We start from the raw sequence: 19,328 nt of genomic DNA, 5'->3' as shown, positions 1-19,328 counted from the left end.
CGCACCCGCTCAGTAGTCGAAGGCTCGGGCCGTGTTCACCGCGATCGCCTCGGCCATCGCGTTCTCGTCGATGCCGCGCACCTCGGCCATCGCCCGGACGGTGACCGGGATCAGGTACGGGGCGTTGGGGCGGCCCCGGAAGGGCGCCGGGGTGAGGAAGGGGGCGTCGGTCTCGACGAGGACGAGGTCGAGCGGGGCGACGGCGAGCGCGTCGCGCAGCGGCTGGGCGTTCTTGAAGGTCACGTTGCCGGCGAAGGACATGTAGTAGCCCTTGGCGGCGCAGATCTCGGCCATGGCGGCGTCGCCGGAGTAGCAGTGGAAGACGGTCCGCTCGGGGGCGCCCTCCTCGTCGAGGACGCGCAGCACGTCGGCGTGGGCCTCCCGGTCGTGGATGACGAGGGTCTTGCCGTGGCGCTTGGCGATCTCGATGTGGGCGCGGAAGGAACGCTCCTGCGCGGCCATGCCCTCGGGGCCGGTGCGGAAGAAGTCGAGCCCGGTCTCGCCGACGCCGAGGACGTGCGGGAGGGCGGCGAGCCGGTCGATCTCGGCGAGCGCGTCGTCGAGCGCCGCGTCACCGCCCGCGTCCCGGGCTCCCTGACGCGACCAGCCGTCGGGATCGCCCAGGACGATCCTGGGGGCCTCGTTGGGGTGCAGGGCGACCGCCGCGTGCACGTGCTCGTACCGCTCCGCGGTCTCGGCGGCCCACCGGGAGCCCTTCACGTCGCAGCCGACCTGAACGACCGTCGTCACACCGACGGCGGCCGCCTTGGTCAGCGCCTCCTCGACCGTGCCCGACTGCATGTCCAGGTGGGTGTGCGAGTCCGCGACCTCGACCAGCAGGGGTTCGGGCAGCGGCGGCGGGGCGTCCTTGGAACTCATGGCCCCGATCGTACGAGGGCCATGAGCGGGTCCGCGCGGCGGTCGACGCGTGCCGCCCCCGGCGGCTCCTCAGCGGCGGGAGCGGAAGGGGTGGAGCAGGTCGGACAGGTGCCAGTGGTGCGGGACCGGGGGCCGGTCCTCGTCGCCCTCGGTCAGTTCCTGTCCCACCGGTCCGGCCGCCGAGACCGGCGGAGTCTCCTTCGCGCCGCGCCCGTGGTGCTCCATCGACGCGATCAGGTCGAGCACGGTGGACACCTGGCCGGCGCGCATGATCCGCACCACGTGGCCGCCGCAGTTCATGCAGGTCGGATTCGAGAGCGGGGACGGCACCCGCTCCCCGTCCGCCTTGTAGACGACGAACGCCTGACCGCGGGCGTCCGTGTGGTGCTCGATGTCGTAGGACTGCTCCCAGCCGTACCCGCACCTCATGCAGGCGAAGGCGTACGCCTCATGCGCGACGGGCGTTCCGGTGCCGGTGGTCTCGCTCATGCCAGCTCCTCTCCACTGGTCCCAGTGGACGCCTTTTCGGGCCGGAGCGCATCAGCGCGGAGGAAAGCATGAAGCGGTTTTTGGCGTTCCCTTGCCAAAGGCTCCGCAAAGGCTCCCGGCAGCGGATTCGGCTTTACCTCAAACCCTAGTCCTTTACCGTTTCCCGAGCCTTTTCAGGACGCGTTCTTTGCCGCCACGACGGCATCGAACACCTCGCGCTTGGGCAGCCCCGCGTCGGCGGCGACCGCCGCGATGGCCTCCTTGCGCCGCTCCCCCGCCTCCTCGCGCACCCGCACCCTGCGCACCAGCTCGGCCGCGTCCAGCTCCTCCGGTCCGGTCTCCGGGGCGCCCTCGACGACGACCGTGATCTCGCCGCGTACGCCGTCCTTCGCCCAGGCCGCCAGCTCGGCCAGCGGGCCGCGCTTCACTTCCTCGTACGTCTTGGTCAGCTCGCGGCAGACGGCGGCGCGGCGCTCGGCGCCGAAGACCTCGGCCATCGCGTCGAGGGTGTCGTCGAGCCGGTGCGGGGCCTCGAAGTAGACGAGGGTCCGCCGCTCGGCCGCGACCTCCTTGAGGCGGCCGAGGCGCTCGCCCGCCTTCCTCGGGAGGAACCCCTCGAAGCAGAACCGGTCGACCGGCAGCCCGGAGAGCGCGAGCGCGGTGAGCACGGCGGACGGGCCGGGGACCGCGGTCACCTTGATGCCGGCCTCGACCGCGGCGGCCACCAGCCGGTAGCCGGGGTCGGAGACGGACGGCATGCCCGCGTCGGTCACCAGCAGCACCCGGGCGCCGCCGGTCAGCGCCTCGACCAGCTCGGGCGTGCGGGCGGACTCGTTCCCCTCGAAGTACGAGACGACCCGGCCGGTCGTGTGCACGCCGAGCGCCCGGGTCAGCCCGCGCAGCCGGCGGGTGTCCTCTGCGGCGACGACGTCCGCGCCCTCCAGCTCGGCGACGAGCCGGGGCGGGGCGTCCGCGATGTCGCCGATGGGGGTGCCTGCGAGTACCAGCGTTCCTGTCACCCCGCCATCCTCCCAGCCCGGAGCGGCTGCTCGGGGACACCCTCACCGCCCGGACAGGCGACGCGCACAGGCGCAGTCCCTACGATGGCGCGGTGACCCGTACCGCACCCGAGGCCCTGGAGGGCCAGATCGCGATGGCACCGAACGTGGCCGAGCCGTCTTCGTGGCAGCTCCGGCTGCGTCGCTTCGGCTATCGTCCGCCCGCCACCGGCACGCTCTCCATCGGACTGCGGGACCGGCTCGACCCGCCGTACACCCGGCCCTCGGAGAGGGTCATGTCGCTGCTCGGGCTCGGCCCGGCCGCGGCGGACCGGCTGTGGCGGCTGGCCGCGTGGGGCGGGCCGCTGCTGGTGGCGACCGTCGCGGGCGTGCTCCGGTTCTGGAACCTGGGCAAGCCGCACGCGGTGATATTCGACGAGACGTACTACGCCAAGGACTCGTGGGCCCTGATCAACCAGGGGTACGAGGGGGCGTGGCCCAAGGACGTCGACAAGTCGATCCTGGCGAACCCCGACGCCGTCGCCATCCCGACCGACCCCGGCTATGTCGTCCATCCGCCGATGGGCAAGTGGGTGATCGGCGTCGGCGAGAAGATCTTCGGCTTCGAACCGTTCGGCTGGCGGTTCATGGTGGCGCTGCTCGGGACGCTGTCCGTCCTGATGCTCTGCCGGATCGGCCGCAGGCTGTTCCGCTCGACCTTCCTCGGCTGCCTCGCCGGCCTGCTGCTGGCCGTCGACGGCCTGCACTTCGTGATGAGCCGCACCGCGCTCCTCGACCAGGTGCTGATGTTCTTCGTCCTCGCCGCCTTCGGCTGCCTGGTCCTGGACCGGGACCGGACCCGGAAACGGCTCGCCGCGGCGCTCCCGGAGGACGAGGAGGGGGTGCTGAGGCCCGACGCGGACCTCGCGGAACGGCTGCGGCTCGGCCGGCGGCCCTGGCGGATCGCGGCCGGCGTCATGCTGGGCCTGGCGGCGGCCACCAAGTGGAACGGCCTGTACGTCATGGCGGCGTTCGGCCTGATGACCGTCCTGTGGGACGTGGGCGCCCGGCGCACGGCCGGCGCCGTCCGCCCGTACCTCGCGGTCCTCAAGCGGGACCTCGTGCCGGCGTTCGTGTCGGTGGTGCCGGTGGCGCTGGTGACGTACCTGGTGACCTGGACCGGCTGGATCGCCGGCGACAAGGGCTACTTCCGCGACTGGGCCGCGAAGCAGGACGCCCTGCCCGGCGGCCCCGGCGTCTGGTCCTGGCTGCCGGACTGGCTGCGCAGCCTGTGGCACTACGAGCACGAGGTGTACAAGTTCCACGTGGGGCTCACCTCGCCCCACACGTACGAGTCGAACCCGTGGTCCTGGATCGTCCTCGGCCGCCCGGTCTCCTACTTCTACGAGTCCCCCGCCCCCGGCACCGCCGGCTGCCCCTCCTCCGCCACGGAGAAGTGCGCCCAGGAGATCCTGGCCCTCGGCACCCCGCTCCTGTGGTGGGCCGCCTGCTTCGCCCTCCTGTACGTCCTGTGGCGCTGGGCCTTCCGCCGCGACTGGCGGGCCGGCGCGATCGCCTGCGCGGTGGCCGCCGGCTGGGTCCCCTGGTTCCTCTACCAGGAACGCACGATCTTCCTCTTCTACGCCGTCGTCTTCATCCCCTACCTGTGCCTCGCGGTCGCCATGATGATCGGCGCGATCATCGGCCCGAAGGGCGCCTCGGAGAGACGCCGCACCCTGGGCGCGGTGGCGGCGGGCTGCCTGGTCCTGCTGATCGTCTGGAACTTCATCTATTTCTGGCCGATCTACACGGCGACGCCGATCCCGATGGACCAGTGGCGGGCCAGGATGTGGCTGGACACCTGGATCTAGCGGGGAGAACGCGAGAGGGAGGGCCCGACCGGCGGTCGGGCCCTCCCTCTTCGGCTTCCTACGGGCGCGGGGTGTCCGCGGGGAGCGTGCAGCGGGCCGCCTCGTGGGCCGCCTCGGCCGCGAGCTCGGTGAGGCGGCGGAGGTCGTCGAGGCGGTCGGCCGGGGCGGGGGCCGACAGCTGGACAGTGGTGCTCAGGCCGGCGTCCTCGGGCTGCAGACAGGCGGAGAAGACCGCTCCGGCCCGCAGGTTCTCCGGGGTGGTGGTGAAGGCCCAGCGGCCGGCGTCGAACGCCGTGGGCTCCCGTCCGTCGGTGTTGCCGAGCACCTCGTCCTGCCACGCCTTCTCGCCGCTCCAGGAGGCCATCTCCGTGCGCACCAGGAGCATGCGGCGGCCGTCGCCGCTGACGGAGCAGCTGGACGTGTGGCGCAGGTCGGTCTCGCCGCCGCCCCGGGGGGTGCCTTCCTCCAGGGAGACCCGGTACTCCGCGCCGTACGGCAGCAGTCGGTTCAGGAGGTCGGCCGCCTCCTGCGAGTCCCCCCACGACGGGCAGAGGTCGGCCGCCTCGACCGTCCCCTTCGGCTTCTTGAAGGGCGGGGTGTTCGTGGCGTAGCTGATCGCCGCCCAGGCGGCGACCAGCACCAGGCACACCGCGAGCGCAATGGTTCCGCGCTTCCTCGACGTCATGCTCACTTGTCCTTCTCCAGCGCGTTCGGGACGCCCACGCCCTCGCAGTAGTCGCGGATGTTGGTCTGGGCGGAGGTGAAGCCCGCTTCGGTCTGTCCCGCGATCGAGGACACCACGCTCGGGTAGGAGACGCCGGTCTTCTTCTCCGAGTCCTGGGCGGCCTTCTCCACGAGGGCGAAGGTCGACTCGCGGGTCGCGTTGATCTCCTCGCCGTTGCGGTAGATGACCTCGCCCGAGCTGTCCTTCATCAGGCCCTCGGTGAGGCTTCCGATGATCTCGCCCGCGACCGTCTCCGCCGCGCCGCCGGCGATGACCGCGCCCGGGCCGACGGCCGAGGCGGTGGCGGCGCCGACGCCGATGCCCACGAGGGACTCGCCGAGCTCGCCGGCCTTCGTGATGGCGTCGTTGAACTCGGCGTCCTTGTTGCCGGCGTCCAGCTCGGAGGCGTACGCGCGGCCGGCGCCCAGCATGCCCTGGATCTCGCCGGCGTTGTGCGCGACGGCGCTGGTGGCCTTCTCCAGGTTCTGCGCGGGGGTGTTGCCCTTCTCGTCGACGAACGCGTCGGGGTGGGCGAAGTGGTACTCCAGCATGCCCGCCGTGTAGGCGTGCTGGCCGACGCTGACGGCGGCGTAGCCCTCGGGGTTCTGTCCCACGGTGTACAGGAAGCGGGTGAGGTCCTGCTCGTTGAGGGGCGCGGTCGCTCCCGCGATCGGGTAGAGCTTCTCCTCGCCGGCGTCGCCCGCCCGCAGCCCCCGGTGGATGTCCGCCATGTACTCCGCCGAGATCTGGCCCATGCTGTCCGACATGAAGCTGTTGTCGGTGAGGCGGGAGGGGACCTCGGAGACGGACTTGACGATCTCGCCGTAGAGCTTGGCCTGGTCCTCGGTGTGGACGGCGGTCGCGGAGGTCGGGAGTTCGCCGGCCGGGTGGCCCGTCGTGGCGGCTTCCAGGGCCGCGGCGAGGTAGTTCTTGCCGGAGATGCTGTCCTCGCCCTCCGAGTCCTGGTCCTGCATCCACTCCCGCTCCTCGAAGAGGTACTGGAAGTTGGAGAGGCCGATGTGGCCCTTGTTGCCGTCGTTGTCGGTGTCGCGCTTGAAGGGGTTGTTCTCGGTGTCCTTGGCGATGAACTCCTGGGAGAAGAACGCGGTGGCGGCGTCCGGGCTGTTGGAGAGGGCCTTCATGTAGCCGGTCATCGGGTCGAAGCCGAAGTCGGTGCCGGTGGAGTTGAGGTGGGGCCAGAGGCCGCCGCCGTTGTAGCCCCAGATCTGTTCCGGGCGGCGGCCCTCGCGTACGCCCTCCTGCTCGTGGGAGAGCATGTTGCGGCCGTAGCTGCCGAGGAAGTCGTCCTCGTAGTCGCCCGCGCGCATGAGGTTGCTCATCACGACGTAGCCGGAGATGCCGTTGCCGGGGCCGATCGGCTTCTCCACGGCCTGGAGCATGTCGAACTTCCAGCGCGTCATGTCGGGGCTCGCGCTCTGCGTGGCGTTGGCGAGGGTGAGGCTCAGCTGCTTCTGGAGGTCCTTGTACTGGTCGAGGCGCTTGCCGTCGGCGGGCTGGTCCCGGCTGTTCGCGTCGTTGAGGCCGGCCCAGAAGTCGAGGGTGCCCTGGGCGCCGAGCTTGTGGGCGAAGGTGGAGGAGAAGAGGTCGTCGCCGTGGTACTTGGTGAGGCCGGCGAGCAGCGTGTCGAACTCGGCCGCCGTCAGCTTGCTCGGGTCCTTCTTCGCCAGGGCCGCGAGGTTCTCGGCGGTCCTCATCGCGTCGGCGGCCTGGTCCCGGTCGGCGTACTTGGCGTCGCCGAAGCCCTTGTCGGCCTGGTCGACGAGGGCGCGCAGGACCTTGGCGGCGGAGCTGTCGCTCTCGCGGGCGGCGGCGATGATCCGGTCGATCTGGTCGCGCACCCCGTCGACGGTGCTCTGCTTGACGTCCTTGCCCGCGTCGCCGTCCATGGCCTTGGCCATGAAGTTCTTCCCGGAGGGGACGACGGAGACCATCTGGAGCCGGGCCGTGGCGATGGCCCCCTCCAGGTCGGTCTTGGCCTTCTTCAGCTCGCCGAGGGTGTCGCGGAGGATGTTGCGGATGGAGGTGGCCTGGGTGTGCGCGTCGGCGAACTCGCCGGCGGTCTTGTCGATGAACTTCCGCCCGACCTGCGAGTTGACGCCCTGCCAGTCGGCCTTGGCGGCGGCGCCCTTCAGGCCCTGGCTCGCGTCCTTCTCCAGCTTCTCCAGGTTGGTGACCTGGGTGTTCCAGTCGGTCAGCGCCGCGTCGAGCGTGCCGAACTTGGCGTGCAGCAGGGTGTCGAAGTCCATCACTCGCCGTCCTTCTTGTCGCCCTTGTCGTCCTTCTCGCCGTACACCTTGTTCGGCTTGCCGGGCTCGGACGCCCGCTCGTCGAAGCCGGCGTCGAGCGTGGCGATGCTGCTCAGGCGGCGCTGGATGAAGGTCTCGTCGCCGGCGTGGGCGTTCTTCGTGTAGTCCATGTGGTTCGAGATGTGGGCGCAGGCGTCCATGAGGTCGGCCAGCGCGGAGTCCCACCGGATGGAGACGTGGCTGAGCGCGCCGCCCAGCTCGAAGCCCTGGCCGGAGAGGTCGGAGGCGGCGGAGCCGGTGGAGGTCTCGGCGACGCGGGCCTCGCGCCACAGGCGGTTGTAGAGCCCGAAGGCGTGGTCGCCGATCTTGGCGAGGTGCTCGTTGACGACCTTGAGGTCGCCCTGGCGGTTGGACGACTCCCGCTTGCCGTCCGGCTCGTCCGGCACGCCGTTGAGCCGCATCCGGGTCGAGGAGGCTCCGGCCTCCGCCTTGAGCTGGTTCCATTCGTCCCACGCCATGGTGACTCCTCCCATTCGCCCCGCCGGACCGTCGATGCGGTAGCAACGCTGCACGGCATCCTAGGGACGAAGACGCGCGACACCACAGCCGGTACCGGGGTTCGGACACCTTCATGGTTCCTTCGCAAGGGAAAATTCCGTTTGCGGTGGAGATGACAGATGTGACCCGGTCCCGCTCGACCGGTGTCGGTGGCGGCTGCTTGACTCGATGGTCCACACGGGGAGGGGAACCCACATCATGCGCAGTGGAGCCAAGGTCGGACTGGTCGGAGGAGTGTTCCTCGTCGTCGCCGGCGGGGTGGGGTACGGGGGGTACAACCTCTGGAACGGTGTCACCGGCGGTTCGCCGGACGTCGGGACGCGGTCGGCGCCGCGGACCGGACCGCTGACGGAGGAGGAGGTCACCGCGACCGCGCGGGACTTCCTCGCGGCCTGGGCGGCCGGGGAGGCCGACCGGGCCGGTCAGCTGACGAACGACCCGGTGACGGCGGGCCCGGCGGTCGCCGCGTACCGCGAGGGCGGCGGGGTCTCGGAGGCGGTGATCACGGCCGGGACGCCGACCGGGACGACGGTTCCGTTCACGGTGAAGGCGACGGTGACGTACGACGGGGTGTCGAAGCCCTGGACGTACCGGTCGAGCCTGGGCGTCGTCCGCGGCGAGTCGACCGGCCGGCCGCTGGTGCGGTGGACGCCCGCCGTCCTGCACCCGAAGCTGACGGCCGGCGCCACGCTGCGGACCGGCACGGCGAAGATCCCGGCGGTGAAGGCGCTCGACCACAAGGGCGTCGCGCTGCCGCCCGGGAAGTACCCGTCGCTGGTGCCCGTCCTGGACGCGCTGCGGCAGCGGTACGGCGCCGAGGCCGGCGGGAAGCCCGGCGTCGAGACCTGGATCGAGGACGCGAACGGCAACCCGGGCGGCACGCTCCTCGTGCTGGCCGCCGGGAAGCCGGGCGAGCTGCGGACGACGATCGACGCGGGCGTGCAGGCGGCGGCCGAGAAGGCGGTGAAGCGGTTCCCGGAGACGGCCGTCGCCGCCGTCGAGCCGTCGACGGGCGCGATCCGGGCGGTCGCCAACAACCCGGCCTCGGGCTACAACACCGCCTTCCTGGGCAAGCAGGCCCCCGGCTCCACGATGAAGATCGTGACGGCGGCGATGATGATGCGGTACGGGGTGGCCCGGCCGGGGACGCCGGTGCAGTGTCCGCCGGACGTGCTGTGGGACGGGACCCGCTTCGAGAACCTCGAACGCTTCACCACCAGCGGCGACCTCACCAACGCGTTCGCCATGTCCTGCAACACCGCCTTCATCAAGGCGATCACCCCGCTGAAGGACGAGGGCGTGCACAACACCGCGCTCGGCGACACCGCCCGCAAGTGGTTCGGCATCGGCGAGGTGTGGTCCGTCGGCGTGCAGACCACCGACGGGTCCGTGCCCGAGTCCACCGGGTCCGAGACGGCGGCGTCCTACATCGGCCAGGGCAGGATCACCATGAACGCGCTCAACATGGCGTCGGTCTCGGCGACGGTGAAGGACGGCCGCTTCCGCCAGCCGTATCTGGTCCCGCGAGACGCGGACGGACGGGAGTTCGCCGAGGCCGAGCCGCTGCCGGGCGAGGTCGCGGAGGGGCTGCGGACGATGATGCGCGCGGCGGCCACCGCCTCGAACGGCACCGCGCTGGAGGCGATGGCCGGCGTGCCGTCGCCGAAGGGCGCGAAGACGGGCTCGGCGGAGGTCGAGGGCCAGGACTCCAACAGCTGGTTCACCGGCTACTCCGGCGACCTCGCCGCCGCGGCCGTCGTCCAGGCCGGCGGCCACGGCAGCGACGCGGCCGGCCCGGTGGTGGCGGAGGTCCTGAAGGCGGACTGAGCCGGTGACCGGGGCGGAGGCCCGGCTACGGGGGGGCGGCGCACGGCCGGAGTGCGGGGGCGCGACCCGGGGGCGGAGGGCCGGGGGTGCGGGGGTACGGCCCTGGGGCGGAGGGCCGGGGGCGGAGGGCCGGGGGCGGCTCCCCGCCGGATGCCGGGGGTTCGACCCGGGGCGGATGCCGGGGGTTCGACCCGGGGGCGGAGGCCGGGGGTACGGCCCTGGGGCGGAGGGCCGGGGCCGGGGCGGCGGAGGTCCACGCACCGAAACGCGTCGCGTGGCTCGTACAACCACCGCTACCGTGCGGGCATGACGACCGACGCCGGCTCCGCCGCCCACCCGCAGTTCGCCGCCGCTCTCGCCGAGCTGGGCCTCGACGTCGAGGTCCGCCGCTTCCCGGACGAGACGCGCACCGCCCAGCAGGCCGCCGACGCCATCGGCTGCCGGGTCTCCGAGATCGTGAAGTCGCTGATCTTCGCCGCCGACGGCGTCCCGGTGCTCGTCCTGATGGACGGGGCCTCGCGGGTGGACGTCGAGCGGGTGCGGGAGGCGCTGGGCGCCGGGGAGGTCACGCGGGCGGACGCGCGCGTGGTGCGGGAGACGACCGGGTACGCGATCGGCGGCGTCCCGCCCTTCGGGCACCGCACCCGGACCCGCGTGCTGGCCGACGAGGGCCTGCTCGACCACGCCCTGGTGTGGGCCGCGGCCGGCACCCCGCACTCCGTCTTCGCGCTGCCCCCGAAGGAGCTGATCGCCCACGCGGGCGCGACCCTCGCGGACGTGCGCGAGAGCCGCGGGCGTACGGCGTGACGCCGCTGGTCGCGTGCGTGGTGCTGCTCGCGGCGGTCACGCACGCGTCGTGGAACGCCCTCGCCCACCACATCCGCGACCAGCTGGTCTCCTTCACGCTCATCGCGGGCGGCGGGGCCCTGATCGGCCTGGCGCTCGTCCCCTTCGTCCCCGTCCCCGCCGCCGGGGCGTGGCCGTACCTGCTCGCCTCGGCGGCCCTGCACGTCGCGTACTACGCGCTGCTGATGAAGTCCTTCACGCTGGGGGACTTCGGGCAGATGTACCCGATCGCGCGCGGTACGGCCCCGCTGGTGGTGACGCTGCTCGCGGCCGTCTTCGTCCACGAGGTGCCGGACGCCTGGCAGCTCCTCGGCGTGGCCGTCGCCTGCGCGGGCCTGACGGGGCTCGCGCTGTGGGGCGTCCGCGGGAAGGGCGCGGACCGGCCGGCGCTGCTCGCCGCCCTCGCCACCGGCCTCTCCATCGCCCTGTACACGGTCGTCGACGGCGTCGGCGTCCGCGCCTCGGGCACCACGCTCGGCTACATCGCCTGGCTGATGCTCCTGGAGGGCCTGGTCATCCCGGTGTACGCCCTGGCGGTCCGCCGCCGCGCGCTCCTCCCCGCGCTCCGCCCGCACGCGGCGCGCGGCCTGCTCGGCGCGGCCCTGTCGGTCGCCGCCTACGCCCTCGTCCTGTGGGCGCAGACGCGGGCGCCCCTCGCCCCCGTCGCCGCCCTGCGCGAGTCCTCGATCATCGTCGGCGCGGCCATCGGCGCCCTCTTCTTCAAGGAACGCTTCGGCGGTCCGAGGATCGCCGCGGCCGGCCTGATGGTGGCGGGCATCGGCCTGATGCTGCACGTCACCTGAGCGGCCGTCGGCCGCTCCTCGCTCACCCGTCGGCGAGGATCTCGCGGAAGTGCCGGTTGACGGCGAGGAGGCCGCCGTCGACGCGGAGCGTGGTGCCGGTGATCCAGGCCGCGTCGGCGGAGGCCAGGAAGGCGACGGCGGCGGCGATGTCCTCGGGGGTGCCCACCCGGCCCAGGGGGTAGGCGCGGGCGCCCAGTTCCGCCAGGGACGCCTCGCGGCCGGCCCAGGAGGGGGTGTCGATGGTGCCGGGGTTGATCTGGTTGACGCGGACGCCCAGGGGCGCCGCCTCGCCGGCGAGGGTGCGGGTGAAGGAGCCGAGGGCGGCCTTCGCGGCGCTGTAGGCGTGGTCGCCGAAGTCGGCCTCCGCGTTGACGGAGCCGATGGTGACGATCGCGCCGGCGGTGGCGGCCAGGTGCGGGAGCGCGGCGCGGGAGCAGTGGACGGCGCCGAGGAGGGTGCCGTCGAGCTGGCGGCGCCAGTTCTCGTCGGGGTCGTCGGTGAAGGGGACGAAGGCGTTGTTGACGAGGGCGTGGAGGGCGGGCAGTGCGCCGATCACGCGGTCGATGGCCGCGCGGTCGGTGACGTCCAGGCGCAGCGCCGTGGCGTGCGGGAGGTCCGCCGCCACCGTGCGGGCCGCCTCCTCGTCGATGTCGGTGACGAGGACCAGCGCGCCCTCCGCCGCGAGCCGGCGGGCGGTCGCCGCGCCGATGCCGCTGCCCGCGCCCGTGATCAGTGCCGTGCGTCCCTCGAAACGGTTCATGCCCCCATCAGAGCAGGGACTTGACCGCCCTCACCAGGGCCTGGGCCCGGGGATCGGAGGTGACGGTCTTCCGCATGCCGTTGGTGACGTAGCCGAAGGCGGTGCCGGAGTCGGGGTCGGCGAAGGCGAGGGAGCCGCCGCGGCCGGGGTGGCCGAAGGAGGTGGGGCCGAGGAGGGGGGAGGCGGGGCCGTGGAGCATGTGGCCGAGGCCGAAGCGGGTGGAGACGAGGAGGACCCGGTCGGGGCCCGCGGACTCCTCGGTGCGGGCCAGGGCCAGGGTCGCGGGGGCGAAGAGGCGGGGGGCGCCGTCGGCGAGGGGGCCGAGGGTGGCGGCGTAGAAGCGGGAGAGGGCGCGGGCGGTGGCGACGCCGGCCGAGCCGGGGAGTTCGGCGGCGCGGTAGGCCGGGGCGTTCTCGTCGGGCCGGGGGGTGATGACCTCGAAGGCGCGGCGGGTGAGGGAGGCGGGGTCCTGCCACGCCTCCGTGACCGAGCGCTTGGGGCGGAGGCGGAGGGCGCCGCGGTCCTCGGGGGCCTCGACCGGGGCGAGGCGGCCGACGCGGTGGGTCTCCGTCCCGGGGAGGCCGATCCAGAGGTCCAGGTCCAGCGGGGCGGCCACCTCCTCCGCGACCCAGCGGCCGATGGTGCGGCCGGTGACGCGGTGGACGAGGCCGGAGAGGAGCCAGCTGAAGGTGTGGGCGTGGTAGCCGTGGGCGGTGCCGGGCTCCCAGACGGGCGCCTGGGCGGCGACGGCCGCGGTGGACGCCTCCGGGTCGAGGGCCTCGGCGAGGGTGAGGGGGCGGTCGAGGACGGGGACGCCGGCCTGGTGGGCGAGGAGCTGCCGTACCGACACCCGGTCCTTGCCGGCCGCCTTGAACTCGGGCCAGTAGGTGGCGACCGGGGCGTCCAGGTCGATCCGGCCGCGCTGGTGGAGGAGGAGCGGGACGGCGGCGGCGACGCCCTTGGTGGCGGAGCGGACCACCTGCGCGGTGCCTTCCTCCCAGGGTTCCGTGCCGTCGGCGTCCTTGGTGCCGGCCCACAGGTCGACGACCTTGGCGCCGTCGCGGTGGACGGCGACCGCCGCGCCCTTCTCGCCGCGCTCCTCGAAGTTGCGCCGGAACGCCTCCGCGACCGGCTCCCAGCCCGGCGCCACCGTGCCCTGGACGTCCACCCGACCCACCTTCACCCTTTCGTACGAACGGGTCCCATGGTCTCAGGCGACGGAACCCGGCACGAAACCGAAGGGCAGTTCGAGCCGGTGGCGGGTCATGAGCTCCTCGTCGGAGAGGAGTGCGCGGGTCGGGCCGTCCGCGGCGATCACGCCCTCGCTGAGGACCAGCGCGCGCGGGCAGAGCTCCAGGGCGTACGGCAGGTCGTGGGTGACCATGAGGACGGTGACGTCGAGGGAGCGCAGCACGTCGGCGAGCTCGCGGCGGGAGGCCGGGTCCAGGTTGGAGGACGGCTCGTCGAGGACGAGGATCTCGGGCTCGGTGGCGAGGACGGTGGCGACGGCGACCCGGCGCCGCTGGCCGAAGGAGAGGTGGTGCGGGGGCCGGTCCGCGTAGGCGGCCATGCCGACCCGTTCCAGCGCCCGCTCCACGACCGCGTCCAGCTCGGCGCCGCGCAGCCCCGCCGCGGCCGGGCCGAAGGCGACGTCCTCGCGGACGGTCGGCATGAAGAGCTGGTCGTCGGGGTCCTGGAAGACGATGCCGACCTTCCGCCGGATCTCCGCCATGTGCTTCTTGCCGACGGGGAGCCCGGCGACGGTGACGCTGCCCGCGCCGGCGGCGAGGATGCCGTTGAGGTGGAGGACGAGGGTGGTCTTGCCCGCGCCGTTGGGCCCGAGGAGGGCGACCCGCTCGCCCCGTCCGATGGTGAGGTTCACGCCGAAGAGGGCCTGGTGGCCGTCGGGGTAGGCGTAGGCGAGGCCGCGGACGTCGAGGGAGGGGGTGCTGGTCATGGTGGTCGTCCCGGTTCAGCCCAGGAGGGCGAGGAGGCAGAGCGGAAGGGCGGCCAGCGGGAGCGCCAGGGCCGTCGTCCACTGGGCGCGGGTGGTGGGGCGTTCGTCGAGGAGCGGCATGGTGCCGGTGTAGCCGCGGCTGACCATGGCGAGGTGGACGCGTTCGCCGCGCTCGTACGAGCGGATGAAGAGCGCGCCGGCGGTCTTGGCGAGGACGCCCCAGTGGCGGACGCCGCGCGCCTCGAAGCCGCGGGAGCGGCGGGCGACGGACATGCGGCGCAGCTCGTCGGTGATGACGTCGCCGTACCGGATCATGAAGGAGGCGATCTGGACGAGCAGCGACGGCAGGCCGAGGCGCTGGAGGCCGAGGACCAGGGCGCGGAGTTCGGTGGTGGCGGCGAGGAGCACGGAGGCGGCGACGCCGAGGGTGCCCTTGGCGAGGATGTTCCAGGCGCCCCACAGGCCGGGGACGCTGACGGGGACGCCGAGGAGCTCGGTCTGCTCGCCGGGGACCACGAAGGGCATGAGCAGGGCGAAGCCGACGAAGGGGAGCTCGATGGCGAGCCGCCGGAGGAGGAAGCCGGCGGGGACGCGGGCGACGGCGGCGACCGCGCCGATCAGGGCCGCGTAGCCGGCGAAGGCCCAGACGGCCTCGCGCGGGGTGGTGACGACGACCAGGACGAAGCCGAGGACGGCGGCGAGCTTGGTGTGCGGGGGCAGGCGGTGCACCGGCGAGTCGCCTCGCCGGTACAGGGTGTGCGCGTGCCCCGCTCCCATGTCAGACCTGAGCGCCGGTGTCGGCCGCCCGCCTGCGGCGGCGGACGGCCCAGAAGGCGCCGGTGCCGACGGCGAGGGTGAGGCCGACGCCGATCACTCCGGCGAGGCCGCCGGAGAGGCGCTTGATCCCGATGCCGTCGATCTCGTAGTCGGCGAGCGGGGAGCCGGCGGTGGCGTGCTCGTACTCCTCCGCCTTGGCGTCGATGCCCTGGTCGGCGGCGACCTTCTCCAGGCCGTCGGGGCTCTGGGAGGCGTAGAAGGAGACGACGCCGGCGAGGACGAGGGCGGTGACGACGCCGCCGATCCACACCTTCCTCGGGGAGCCCGGCGCGGTGGCGGGCGCGTCCTCGGCCGGGGCCGCGTCGACCAGCTCGCCGTCGACCCGGAGCTTCAGCGGGGCGGTGAGGCCGCGGGCGCCGTGCACGAGGTCGGGGCGGACGGCGAGGACGGCGCCGACGGTGAGGGCGGTGATGGCGGCCTCGCCGATGCCGATGAGGACGTGGACGCCGAGCATGGCGGTGAGGACCTTGCCGATCGGCACGTCGGTGGTGCCGCCGATGGCGTAGAGCAGGGTGAAGGCGGCGGCGGAGGCCGGTACGGAGACGAGCGCGGCGACGAAGGCCGCGGCGGTGAGGCCGCCGCGGGTGCGGGGCAGCACGGCCCGCAGACCGCGGAAGAGGAAGTGGGCGACGACGACGGTCACCACGCCCATGACGACGATGTTGACGCCGAGGGCGGTGAGGCCGCCGTCGGCGAAGAGGACGCCCTGCATGAGCAGGACGACGGCGATGCAGAGGACGCCGGTCCAGGGTCCGACGAGGATCGCGGCGAGCGCGCCGCCGAGGAGGTGGCCGCTGGTGCCCGCGGCGACCGGGAAGTTCAGCATCTGGACGGCGAAGACGAAGGCGGCGACGAGGCCGGCGAGGGGCGCCGCCCTCTCGCCGAGCTCGTGACGCGCGCCGCGCAGGCTCACGGCGACGGCGCCCGCGGCGACGACGCCTGCGACGGCCGATACGGGGGCGTTGATGAATCCGTCAGGTACATGCACGACCCGAATGATGAGCGCTCCTGCAAATGACTCGCAAGAGCGCCCACATCACAAGATGGCGTAGGGACGGGAGCACGGGGCAGGCGTGTGAGGACGGACACTGTCCGGCCGCTTCGGGAGTGACCACGCTCCCACAGGGGAAGAATGCGACATTGAGTAGCAAATCACAGCCCTACGTGAGGAGCCGTCGATGCCCGTCGTCGAGGACCGCGCCCGAGGCCGTCTGGTCGGCGACGCGCCGGTCGCCCGGGCCGTACCCGTGACCCTCCGCTACGACCCCGGCTTCTCCCCCGCGACCGTCCGCTTCGTCCTCCCCGGCGGGGTCGAGTGGTCCTTCCCCCGCGCCCTCCTGGAGGACGGGCTGCGGGATCCCGCGCACCGAGGCGACATAGCGGTCTGGCCGTGCGGGCGGGTGCAGACCGTGGTGGAGTTCCACGGCCGGGACGAGGTCGCGGTCGTCCAGTTCGACACCGTCGCCCTGAACCGCTTCCTGGAGCACACGTACGCCGTCAGCACGTCGCTGACGACGCGCTGACGGCGTACGGCCGCGTCGGGCTCCCCGTCCCCACAGGTTCCGGCGCGGTCCGGGGCGCACCCCCCGCTCAGGGGCCGCCCCGGGGTTCTACGGGGGTGTCACGCCTTGACGAGGTCCGGCTCCGCGGGGGCGGAGCCCTGGGCCGCGAGGCCCTCACCCTCGACGTCGACGTTGGGCAGCGCCCGGTCCAGCCACTTCGGCAGCCACCAGGCCTTGTGGCCGAGGAGCGCGAGGACGGCCGGGACGATCGCCATGCGGACGACGAAGGCGTCGAAGAGGACGGCGACGGCGAGGCCGAAGCCGATCATCTTGATCATCTGGTCGGTCATCCCGATGAAGCCGGAGAAGACCGCGATCATGATCACCGCGGCGGCGGTGACCACCCGGGCGCTGTGCCGGAAGCCGGTCACGATCGCCTCGCCGGGCCGCTCGCCGTGGACGTACGCCTCGCGCATCCGGGTCACGAGGAAGACCTCGTAGTCCATCGCGAGGCCGAAGACCACGCCCACCATGAAGATCGGCATCATCGACATGATCGGGCCGGTCTGCTCGACGCCGAACAGGCCGCCCAGCCAGCCCCACTGGAAGACCGCGACGACGGCGCCGAGGGCGGCGACGACCGAGAGCAGGAAGCCGAGGGCGGCCTTGAGCGGGACCAGGATCGAGCGGAAGACCACCGTCAGCAGGACGAAGGCGAGGCCGACGACGAGTGCCAGGTAGGGCACGAGGGCGTCGTTCATCTTCTCGGAGAAGTCGATGTTCATCGCGGTGGCGCCGGTGACGAGGACGTCGTCGCCGGTGGCGCCGCGGATGTCGTGGACCAGGGTCTCGGTGGCGCCGGAGGACGGGCGGTCCTTCGGGATCACCGTGATCATGGCGGCGTCGCCCGCCTTGTTGGGGGTGGCCGGGGTGACGGCGGCGATGCCGTCGAGGTCCTTGATCGTCTCGACCGTCTTGTCGGCGACCGCCCTGTCGCCGTCGACGACGACGAGCAGCGGGCCGTTGAAGCCGGGGCCGAAGCCCTCGGAGAGCAGGTCGTAGGCGCGGCGCTCGGTCGCGGAGACCGGCTTCACGCCGTCGTCCGGGAGGCCCATCTCCAGGGAGGCGGCCGGGATGGCGATGGCGCCGAGACCGATGACGCCGGCCAGCAGGACGAAGACCGGGCGGCGGAGGACGAAGCGGGCCCAGCGGGTGCCGGCGTTCGGCCTGGCGTCCTTCTCCGGGGTCGCGGTCTCCGGGGTGCCGGCGTTCTTGCGCTGCTTGCGGCCGATCACCTTGTCGCCGGCGAAGCCGAGCAGCGCCGGGATCAGGGTGAGGGCAATGAGGACGGCGATGACGACGGTGCCGGCGGCGGCGAAGCCCATCTTCGTCAGCATCGGGATGTTGACGACGGCGAGGCCGACGAGGGCGATGACGACGGTGAGTCCGGCGAAGACCACGGCCGAGCCGGCGGTGCCGGTGGCGCGGCCCGCGGCGTCCTCCTTGTCCCGCCCGTCGGCCAGTTCGGCGCGGTAGCGGGAGACGATGAAGAGGGCGTAGTCGATGCCGACGGCGAGGCCGATCATCATCGCCAGGGTGGAGGTGGTGGTGCCGAGGTCCAGGACGTTCGCGAGCGCGGTGATCGCGGAGACACCGATGCCGACGCCGATGATCGCGGTGAGCAGCGGCAGTCCGGCCGCGACGAGCGAGCCGAAGGTGATGACGAGGACGATGCCGGCGACGACCACGCCGACGATCTCGCCGGCACCGGTCTCGGGCATGGTCTGGAGGGCGTCGCCGCCGAGCTCGACCGTCAGGCCCTTGCCCTGGGCCGCGTGTCCGGCCTGCTTGAGGGCTTCACGGGTCTCGTCGGTCAGCTCCATCCCGTTGACCTTGTAGGCCACGGAGACGTAGGCGGTGGAGCCGTCCCGGGAGACGGCCTGGGCCGTGTACGGGTCGGTGACGGAGACGATCTGGTCCGAGCCGGACTTCAGGGCGGCGACGGTCTCCTCGACGACGGCCTTGGGGGCCGCGTCGGTCATCTTGCCGCCGTCGGGGGCCTTGAAGACGACCCGGGCGGTGGCGCCGTCGGCGCCGGCGCCGGGGAAGCGTTCCTCGAGCAGGTCGAAGGCGCGCTGGGCCTCGGTGCCGGGGATGGAGAAGGAGCTGGAGGTCGCGGCGGGCGCGGTGGCGGCGCCGACTCCGGCGAGCGCGAGGAGCGCCACCCAGAGGAGGGCGACGAGCCGTCGGCGCCGGAAGGCGGTGCGGCCCAGCTTGTACAGGAAGGTGGCCACGGGTGCGTACTCCCATAGTGGGGTGGGACAGGGCATGGGGAGCCGGCCCGACGGCGTGAGCGGTGCGCTGTCAGGTGGTGCGGGACGTGCGGGTGGTGCGGGTGGTGCGGGGTGGGTCAGACGCCGAGTGAGGGGAGCACCACGGCGTCGACGTAGCTGCTGAGGAAGGCGTGGTCGACCGGCTGGTCGTCGATCAGCGGGCGGGCGACGAGCGCTCCGATCAGCATGTGCGGCACGAAGTCCAGGGCCGGGTTGTCCGGCCGGACCTCGCCCCTGCGGACCGCGCGGCCCAGGAACTCGGCGAACCCGTTGAGCTCGGGGTCGATGAGCAGTTCGCGCAGGGCCTGGTGCAGGTCGGGGTTGGTGTGGACGGCATGGGCCAGACCCCGCATCAGCGCGGTGTCCTTCTCCATCTGGCAGTCGTCGGCGAGCTCCAGGAGGGCCTGGAAGTCACCGCGCAGCGTGCCGGTGTCGATCTCGTCGAAACCGGACGGCTTGCTGTGGCGCAGGGCCTTGGCGACCAGTTCCGGCTTGCTCCCCCACTGGCGGTAGAGGGTGGCCTTGCTGGAGTGGGTGCGGGCGGCGACGGCGTCCATGGTGAGGGCGTCGTAGCCGACCTCGCGGAGGAGGTCGAGCACGGCCGCGTACAGCTCGGACTCACGCTCCGGGGTGAGTCTGCTGCGGGCCATGCCTGTACCTCCGGACTGCGGGGACGA

Annotated in this window: 18 protein-coding genes; 5 read left to right on the top strand and 13 right to left on the bottom strand. The window is 72.9% G+C overall.

Annotated features, from left to right (window positions below):
- Positions 1 to 9: 9 nt before the first annotated feature.
- The 3 genes from ACF1BN_RS15380 to rsmI all read right to left on the bottom strand — a co-directional run bounded on the left by ACF1BN_RS15380 (position 10) and on the right by rsmI (position 2,387).
- The gene (locus ACF1BN_RS15380; RefSeq protein ID WP_376604520.1) at positions 10 to 879 is read right to left on the bottom strand and encodes a TatD family hydrolase; all 870 of its coding nucleotides are present in this window, start codon (positions 877 to 879) and stop codon (positions 10 to 12) included.
- A 69-nt stretch (positions 880 to 948) separates the two neighbouring features.
- Positions 949 to 1,368, bottom strand: a complete 420-nt coding sequence (locus ACF1BN_RS15375; protein ID WP_392332110.1) for a hypothetical protein — start codon at positions 1,366 to 1,368, stop codon at positions 949 to 951.
- A 173-nt stretch (positions 1,369 to 1,541) separates the two neighbouring features.
- The gene (gene rsmI / locus ACF1BN_RS15370; protein ID WP_376604516.1) at positions 1,542 to 2,387 is read right to left on the bottom strand and encodes a 16S rRNA (cytidine(1402)-2'-O)-methyltransferase; all 846 of its coding nucleotides are present in this window, start codon (positions 2,385 to 2,387) and stop codon (positions 1,542 to 1,544) included.
- Positions 2,388 to 2,479: 92 nt separating this feature from the next.
- On the opposite strand from rsmI, the gene ACF1BN_RS15365 reads away from it, so the two are divergent.
- The gene (locus tag ACF1BN_RS15365) at positions 2,480 to 4,237 is read left to right on the top strand and encodes a dolichyl-phosphate-mannose--protein mannosyltransferase (protein ID WP_392332109.1); all 1,758 of its coding nucleotides are present in this window, start codon (positions 2,480 to 2,482) and stop codon (positions 4,235 to 4,237) included.
- A gap of 58 nt (positions 4,238 to 4,295) precedes the next feature.
- On the opposite strand, the gene ACF1BN_RS15360 is transcribed toward ACF1BN_RS15365, so the two are convergent.
- From ACF1BN_RS15360 to ACF1BN_RS15350, 3 genes are read right to left on the bottom strand one after another with little or no spacing between them, the layout of a single operon-like run.
- Positions 4,296 to 4,922 (bottom strand): hypothetical protein, encoded by a 627-nt coding sequence (locus tag ACF1BN_RS15360; protein ID WP_392332108.1) that lies wholly within the window; start codon positions 4,920 to 4,922, stop codon positions 4,296 to 4,298.
- Between the two features lie 2 nt (positions 4,923 to 4,924).
- The gene (locus ACF1BN_RS15355; protein ID WP_392332107.1) at positions 4,925 to 7,228 is read right to left on the bottom strand and encodes a hypothetical protein; all 2,304 of its coding nucleotides are present in this window, start codon (positions 7,226 to 7,228) and stop codon (positions 4,925 to 4,927) included.
- A complete protein-coding gene (locus tag ACF1BN_RS15350; RefSeq protein WP_392332106.1) occupies positions 7,228 to 7,746 on the bottom strand; it encodes a hypothetical protein in 519 nt (172 codons plus the stop codon). Before ACF1BN_RS15350 ends, ACF1BN_RS15355 begins: the two co-directional genes overlap by 1 nt.
- A 238-nt stretch (positions 7,747 to 7,984) precedes the next feature.
- Here ACF1BN_RS15350 and ACF1BN_RS15345 point away from each other — a divergent pair, with 238 nt between their 5' ends.
- From ACF1BN_RS15345 to ACF1BN_RS15335, 3 genes are all read left to right on the top strand, one after another.
- The gene (locus tag ACF1BN_RS15345) at positions 7,985 to 9,613 is read left to right on the top strand and encodes a penicillin-binding transpeptidase domain-containing protein (RefSeq protein WP_392332105.1); all 1,629 of its coding nucleotides are present in this window, start codon (positions 7,985 to 7,987) and stop codon (positions 9,611 to 9,613) included.
- A gap of 306 nt (positions 9,614 to 9,919) precedes the next feature.
- Complete coding sequence (locus tag ACF1BN_RS15340; RefSeq protein WP_392332104.1) at positions 9,920 to 10,420, top strand: YbaK/EbsC family protein; 501 nt, start codon at positions 9,920 to 9,922, stop codon at positions 10,418 to 10,420.
- On the top strand, positions 10,417 to 11,262 hold the full coding sequence (locus ACF1BN_RS15335; protein WP_392332103.1) for an EamA family transporter: 846 nt from the start codon (positions 10,417 to 10,419) through the stop codon (positions 11,260 to 11,262). The genes ACF1BN_RS15340 and ACF1BN_RS15335 overlap by 4 nt, the downstream gene beginning before the upstream one ends.
- A 22-nt stretch (positions 11,263 to 11,284) precedes the next feature.
- On the opposite strand, the gene ACF1BN_RS15330 is transcribed toward ACF1BN_RS15335, so the two are convergent.
- From ACF1BN_RS15330 to ACF1BN_RS15310, 5 genes are read right to left on the bottom strand one after another with little or no spacing between them, the layout of a single operon-like run.
- Positions 11,285 to 12,022 carry an SDR family NAD(P)-dependent oxidoreductase gene (locus ACF1BN_RS15330; RefSeq protein ID WP_392332102.1) on the bottom strand — a complete coding sequence of 246 codons (738 nt, stop codon included), beginning with the start codon at positions 12,020 to 12,022 and terminating at the stop codon, positions 11,285 to 11,287.
- A 7-nt stretch (positions 12,023 to 12,029) separates the two neighbouring features.
- Positions 12,030 to 13,190, bottom strand: a complete 1,161-nt coding sequence (locus ACF1BN_RS15325; protein ID WP_392332101.1) for a serine hydrolase domain-containing protein — start codon at positions 13,188 to 13,190, stop codon at positions 12,030 to 12,032.
- 42 nt (positions 13,191 to 13,232) lie between these two features.
- A complete protein-coding gene (locus ACF1BN_RS15320) occupies positions 13,233 to 13,979 on the bottom strand; it encodes an energy-coupling factor ABC transporter ATP-binding protein (RefSeq protein ID WP_392332100.1) in 747 nt (248 codons plus the stop codon).
- Between the two features lie 15 nt (positions 13,980 to 13,994).
- The gene (gene cbiQ / locus ACF1BN_RS15315; RefSeq protein WP_392332099.1) at positions 13,995 to 14,756 is read right to left on the bottom strand and encodes a cobalt ECF transporter T component CbiQ; all 762 of its coding nucleotides are present in this window, start codon (positions 14,754 to 14,756) and stop codon (positions 13,995 to 13,997) included.
- 1 nt (position 14,757) lies between these two features.
- Complete coding sequence (locus tag ACF1BN_RS15310) at positions 14,758 to 15,804, bottom strand: energy-coupling factor ABC transporter permease (RefSeq protein ID WP_392332098.1); 1,047 nt, start codon at positions 15,802 to 15,804, stop codon at positions 14,758 to 14,760.
- Positions 15,805 to 15,994: 190 nt separating this feature from the next.
- Between ACF1BN_RS15310 and ACF1BN_RS15305 the strand changes: the two genes are divergently transcribed.
- Complete coding sequence (locus tag ACF1BN_RS15305; RefSeq protein ID WP_392332097.1) at positions 15,995 to 16,339, top strand: SsgA family sporulation/cell division regulator; 345 nt, start codon at positions 15,995 to 15,997, stop codon at positions 16,337 to 16,339.
- 98 nt (positions 16,340 to 16,437) lie between these two features.
- Here the strand turns inward: ACF1BN_RS15305 and ACF1BN_RS15300 are convergent, their stop codons facing one another.
- Both ACF1BN_RS15300 and ACF1BN_RS15295 read right to left on the bottom strand, forming a co-directional pair.
- On the bottom strand, positions 16,438 to 18,612 hold the full coding sequence (locus ACF1BN_RS15300) for an MMPL family transporter (protein WP_392332096.1): 2,175 nt from the start codon (positions 18,610 to 18,612) through the stop codon (positions 16,438 to 16,440).
- A gap of 116 nt (positions 18,613 to 18,728) precedes the next feature.
- A complete protein-coding gene (locus tag ACF1BN_RS15295; RefSeq protein ID WP_392332095.1) occupies positions 18,729 to 19,301 on the bottom strand; it encodes a TetR/AcrR family transcriptional regulator in 573 nt (190 codons plus the stop codon).
- Between the last annotated feature and the right edge of the window lie 27 nt (positions 19,302 to 19,328).

Source organism: Streptomyces sp. NPDC014861 (assembly GCF_043081625.1).
Classification (GTDB): domain Bacteria; phylum Actinomycetota; class Actinomycetes; order Streptomycetales; family Streptomycetaceae; genus Streptomyces.
The sequence above is the reverse complement of the archived record's forward strand: the minus strand, read 5'-3'. Positions and strand labels throughout refer to the sequence as shown.

Excerpts from the sequence above, each read along its gene's own strand:
- ACF1BN_RS15380 (WP_376604520.1), bottom strand. The coding sequence starts at position 879 with ATGAGTTCCAAGGACGCCCCGCCGCCGCTGCCCGAACCCCTGCTGGTC.
- ACF1BN_RS15375 (WP_392332110.1), bottom strand. The coding sequence starts at position 1,368 with ATGAGCGAGACCACCGGCACCGGAACGCCCGTCGCGCATGAGGCGTAC.
- ACF1BN_RS15360 (WP_392332108.1), bottom strand. The coding sequence starts at position 4,922 with ATGACGTCGAGGAAGCGCGGAACCATTGCGCTCGCGGTGTGCCTGGTG.
- ACF1BN_RS15355 (WP_392332107.1), bottom strand. The coding sequence starts at position 7,228 with ATGGACTTCGACACCCTGCTGCACGCCAAGTTCGGCACGCTCGACGCG.
- ACF1BN_RS15350 (WP_392332106.1), bottom strand. The coding sequence starts at position 7,746 with ATGGCGTGGGACGAATGGAACCAGCTCAAGGCGGAGGCCGGAGCCTCC.
- ACF1BN_RS15345 (WP_392332105.1), top strand. The coding sequence starts at position 7,985 with ATGCGCAGTGGAGCCAAGGTCGGACTGGTCGGAGGAGTGTTCCTCGTC.
- ACF1BN_RS15340 (WP_392332104.1), top strand. The coding sequence starts at position 9,920 with ATGACGACCGACGCCGGCTCCGCCGCCCACCCGCAGTTCGCCGCCGCT.
- ACF1BN_RS15330 (WP_392332102.1), bottom strand. The coding sequence starts at position 12,022 with ATGAACCGTTTCGAGGGACGCACGGCACTGATCACGGGCGCGGGCAGC.
- ACF1BN_RS15320 (WP_392332100.1), bottom strand. The coding sequence starts at position 13,979 with ATGACCAGCACCCCCTCCCTCGACGTCCGCGGCCTCGCCTACGCCTAC.
- cbiQ (WP_392332099.1), bottom strand. The coding sequence starts at position 14,756 with ATGGGAGCGGGGCACGCGCACACCCTGTACCGGCGAGGCGACTCGCCG.
- ACF1BN_RS15305 (WP_392332097.1), top strand. The coding sequence starts at position 15,995 with ATGCCCGTCGTCGAGGACCGCGCCCGAGGCCGTCTGGTCGGCGACGCG.
- ACF1BN_RS15295 (WP_392332095.1), bottom strand. The coding sequence starts at position 19,301 with ATGGCCCGCAGCAGACTCACCCCGGAGCGTGAGTCCGAGCTGTACGCG.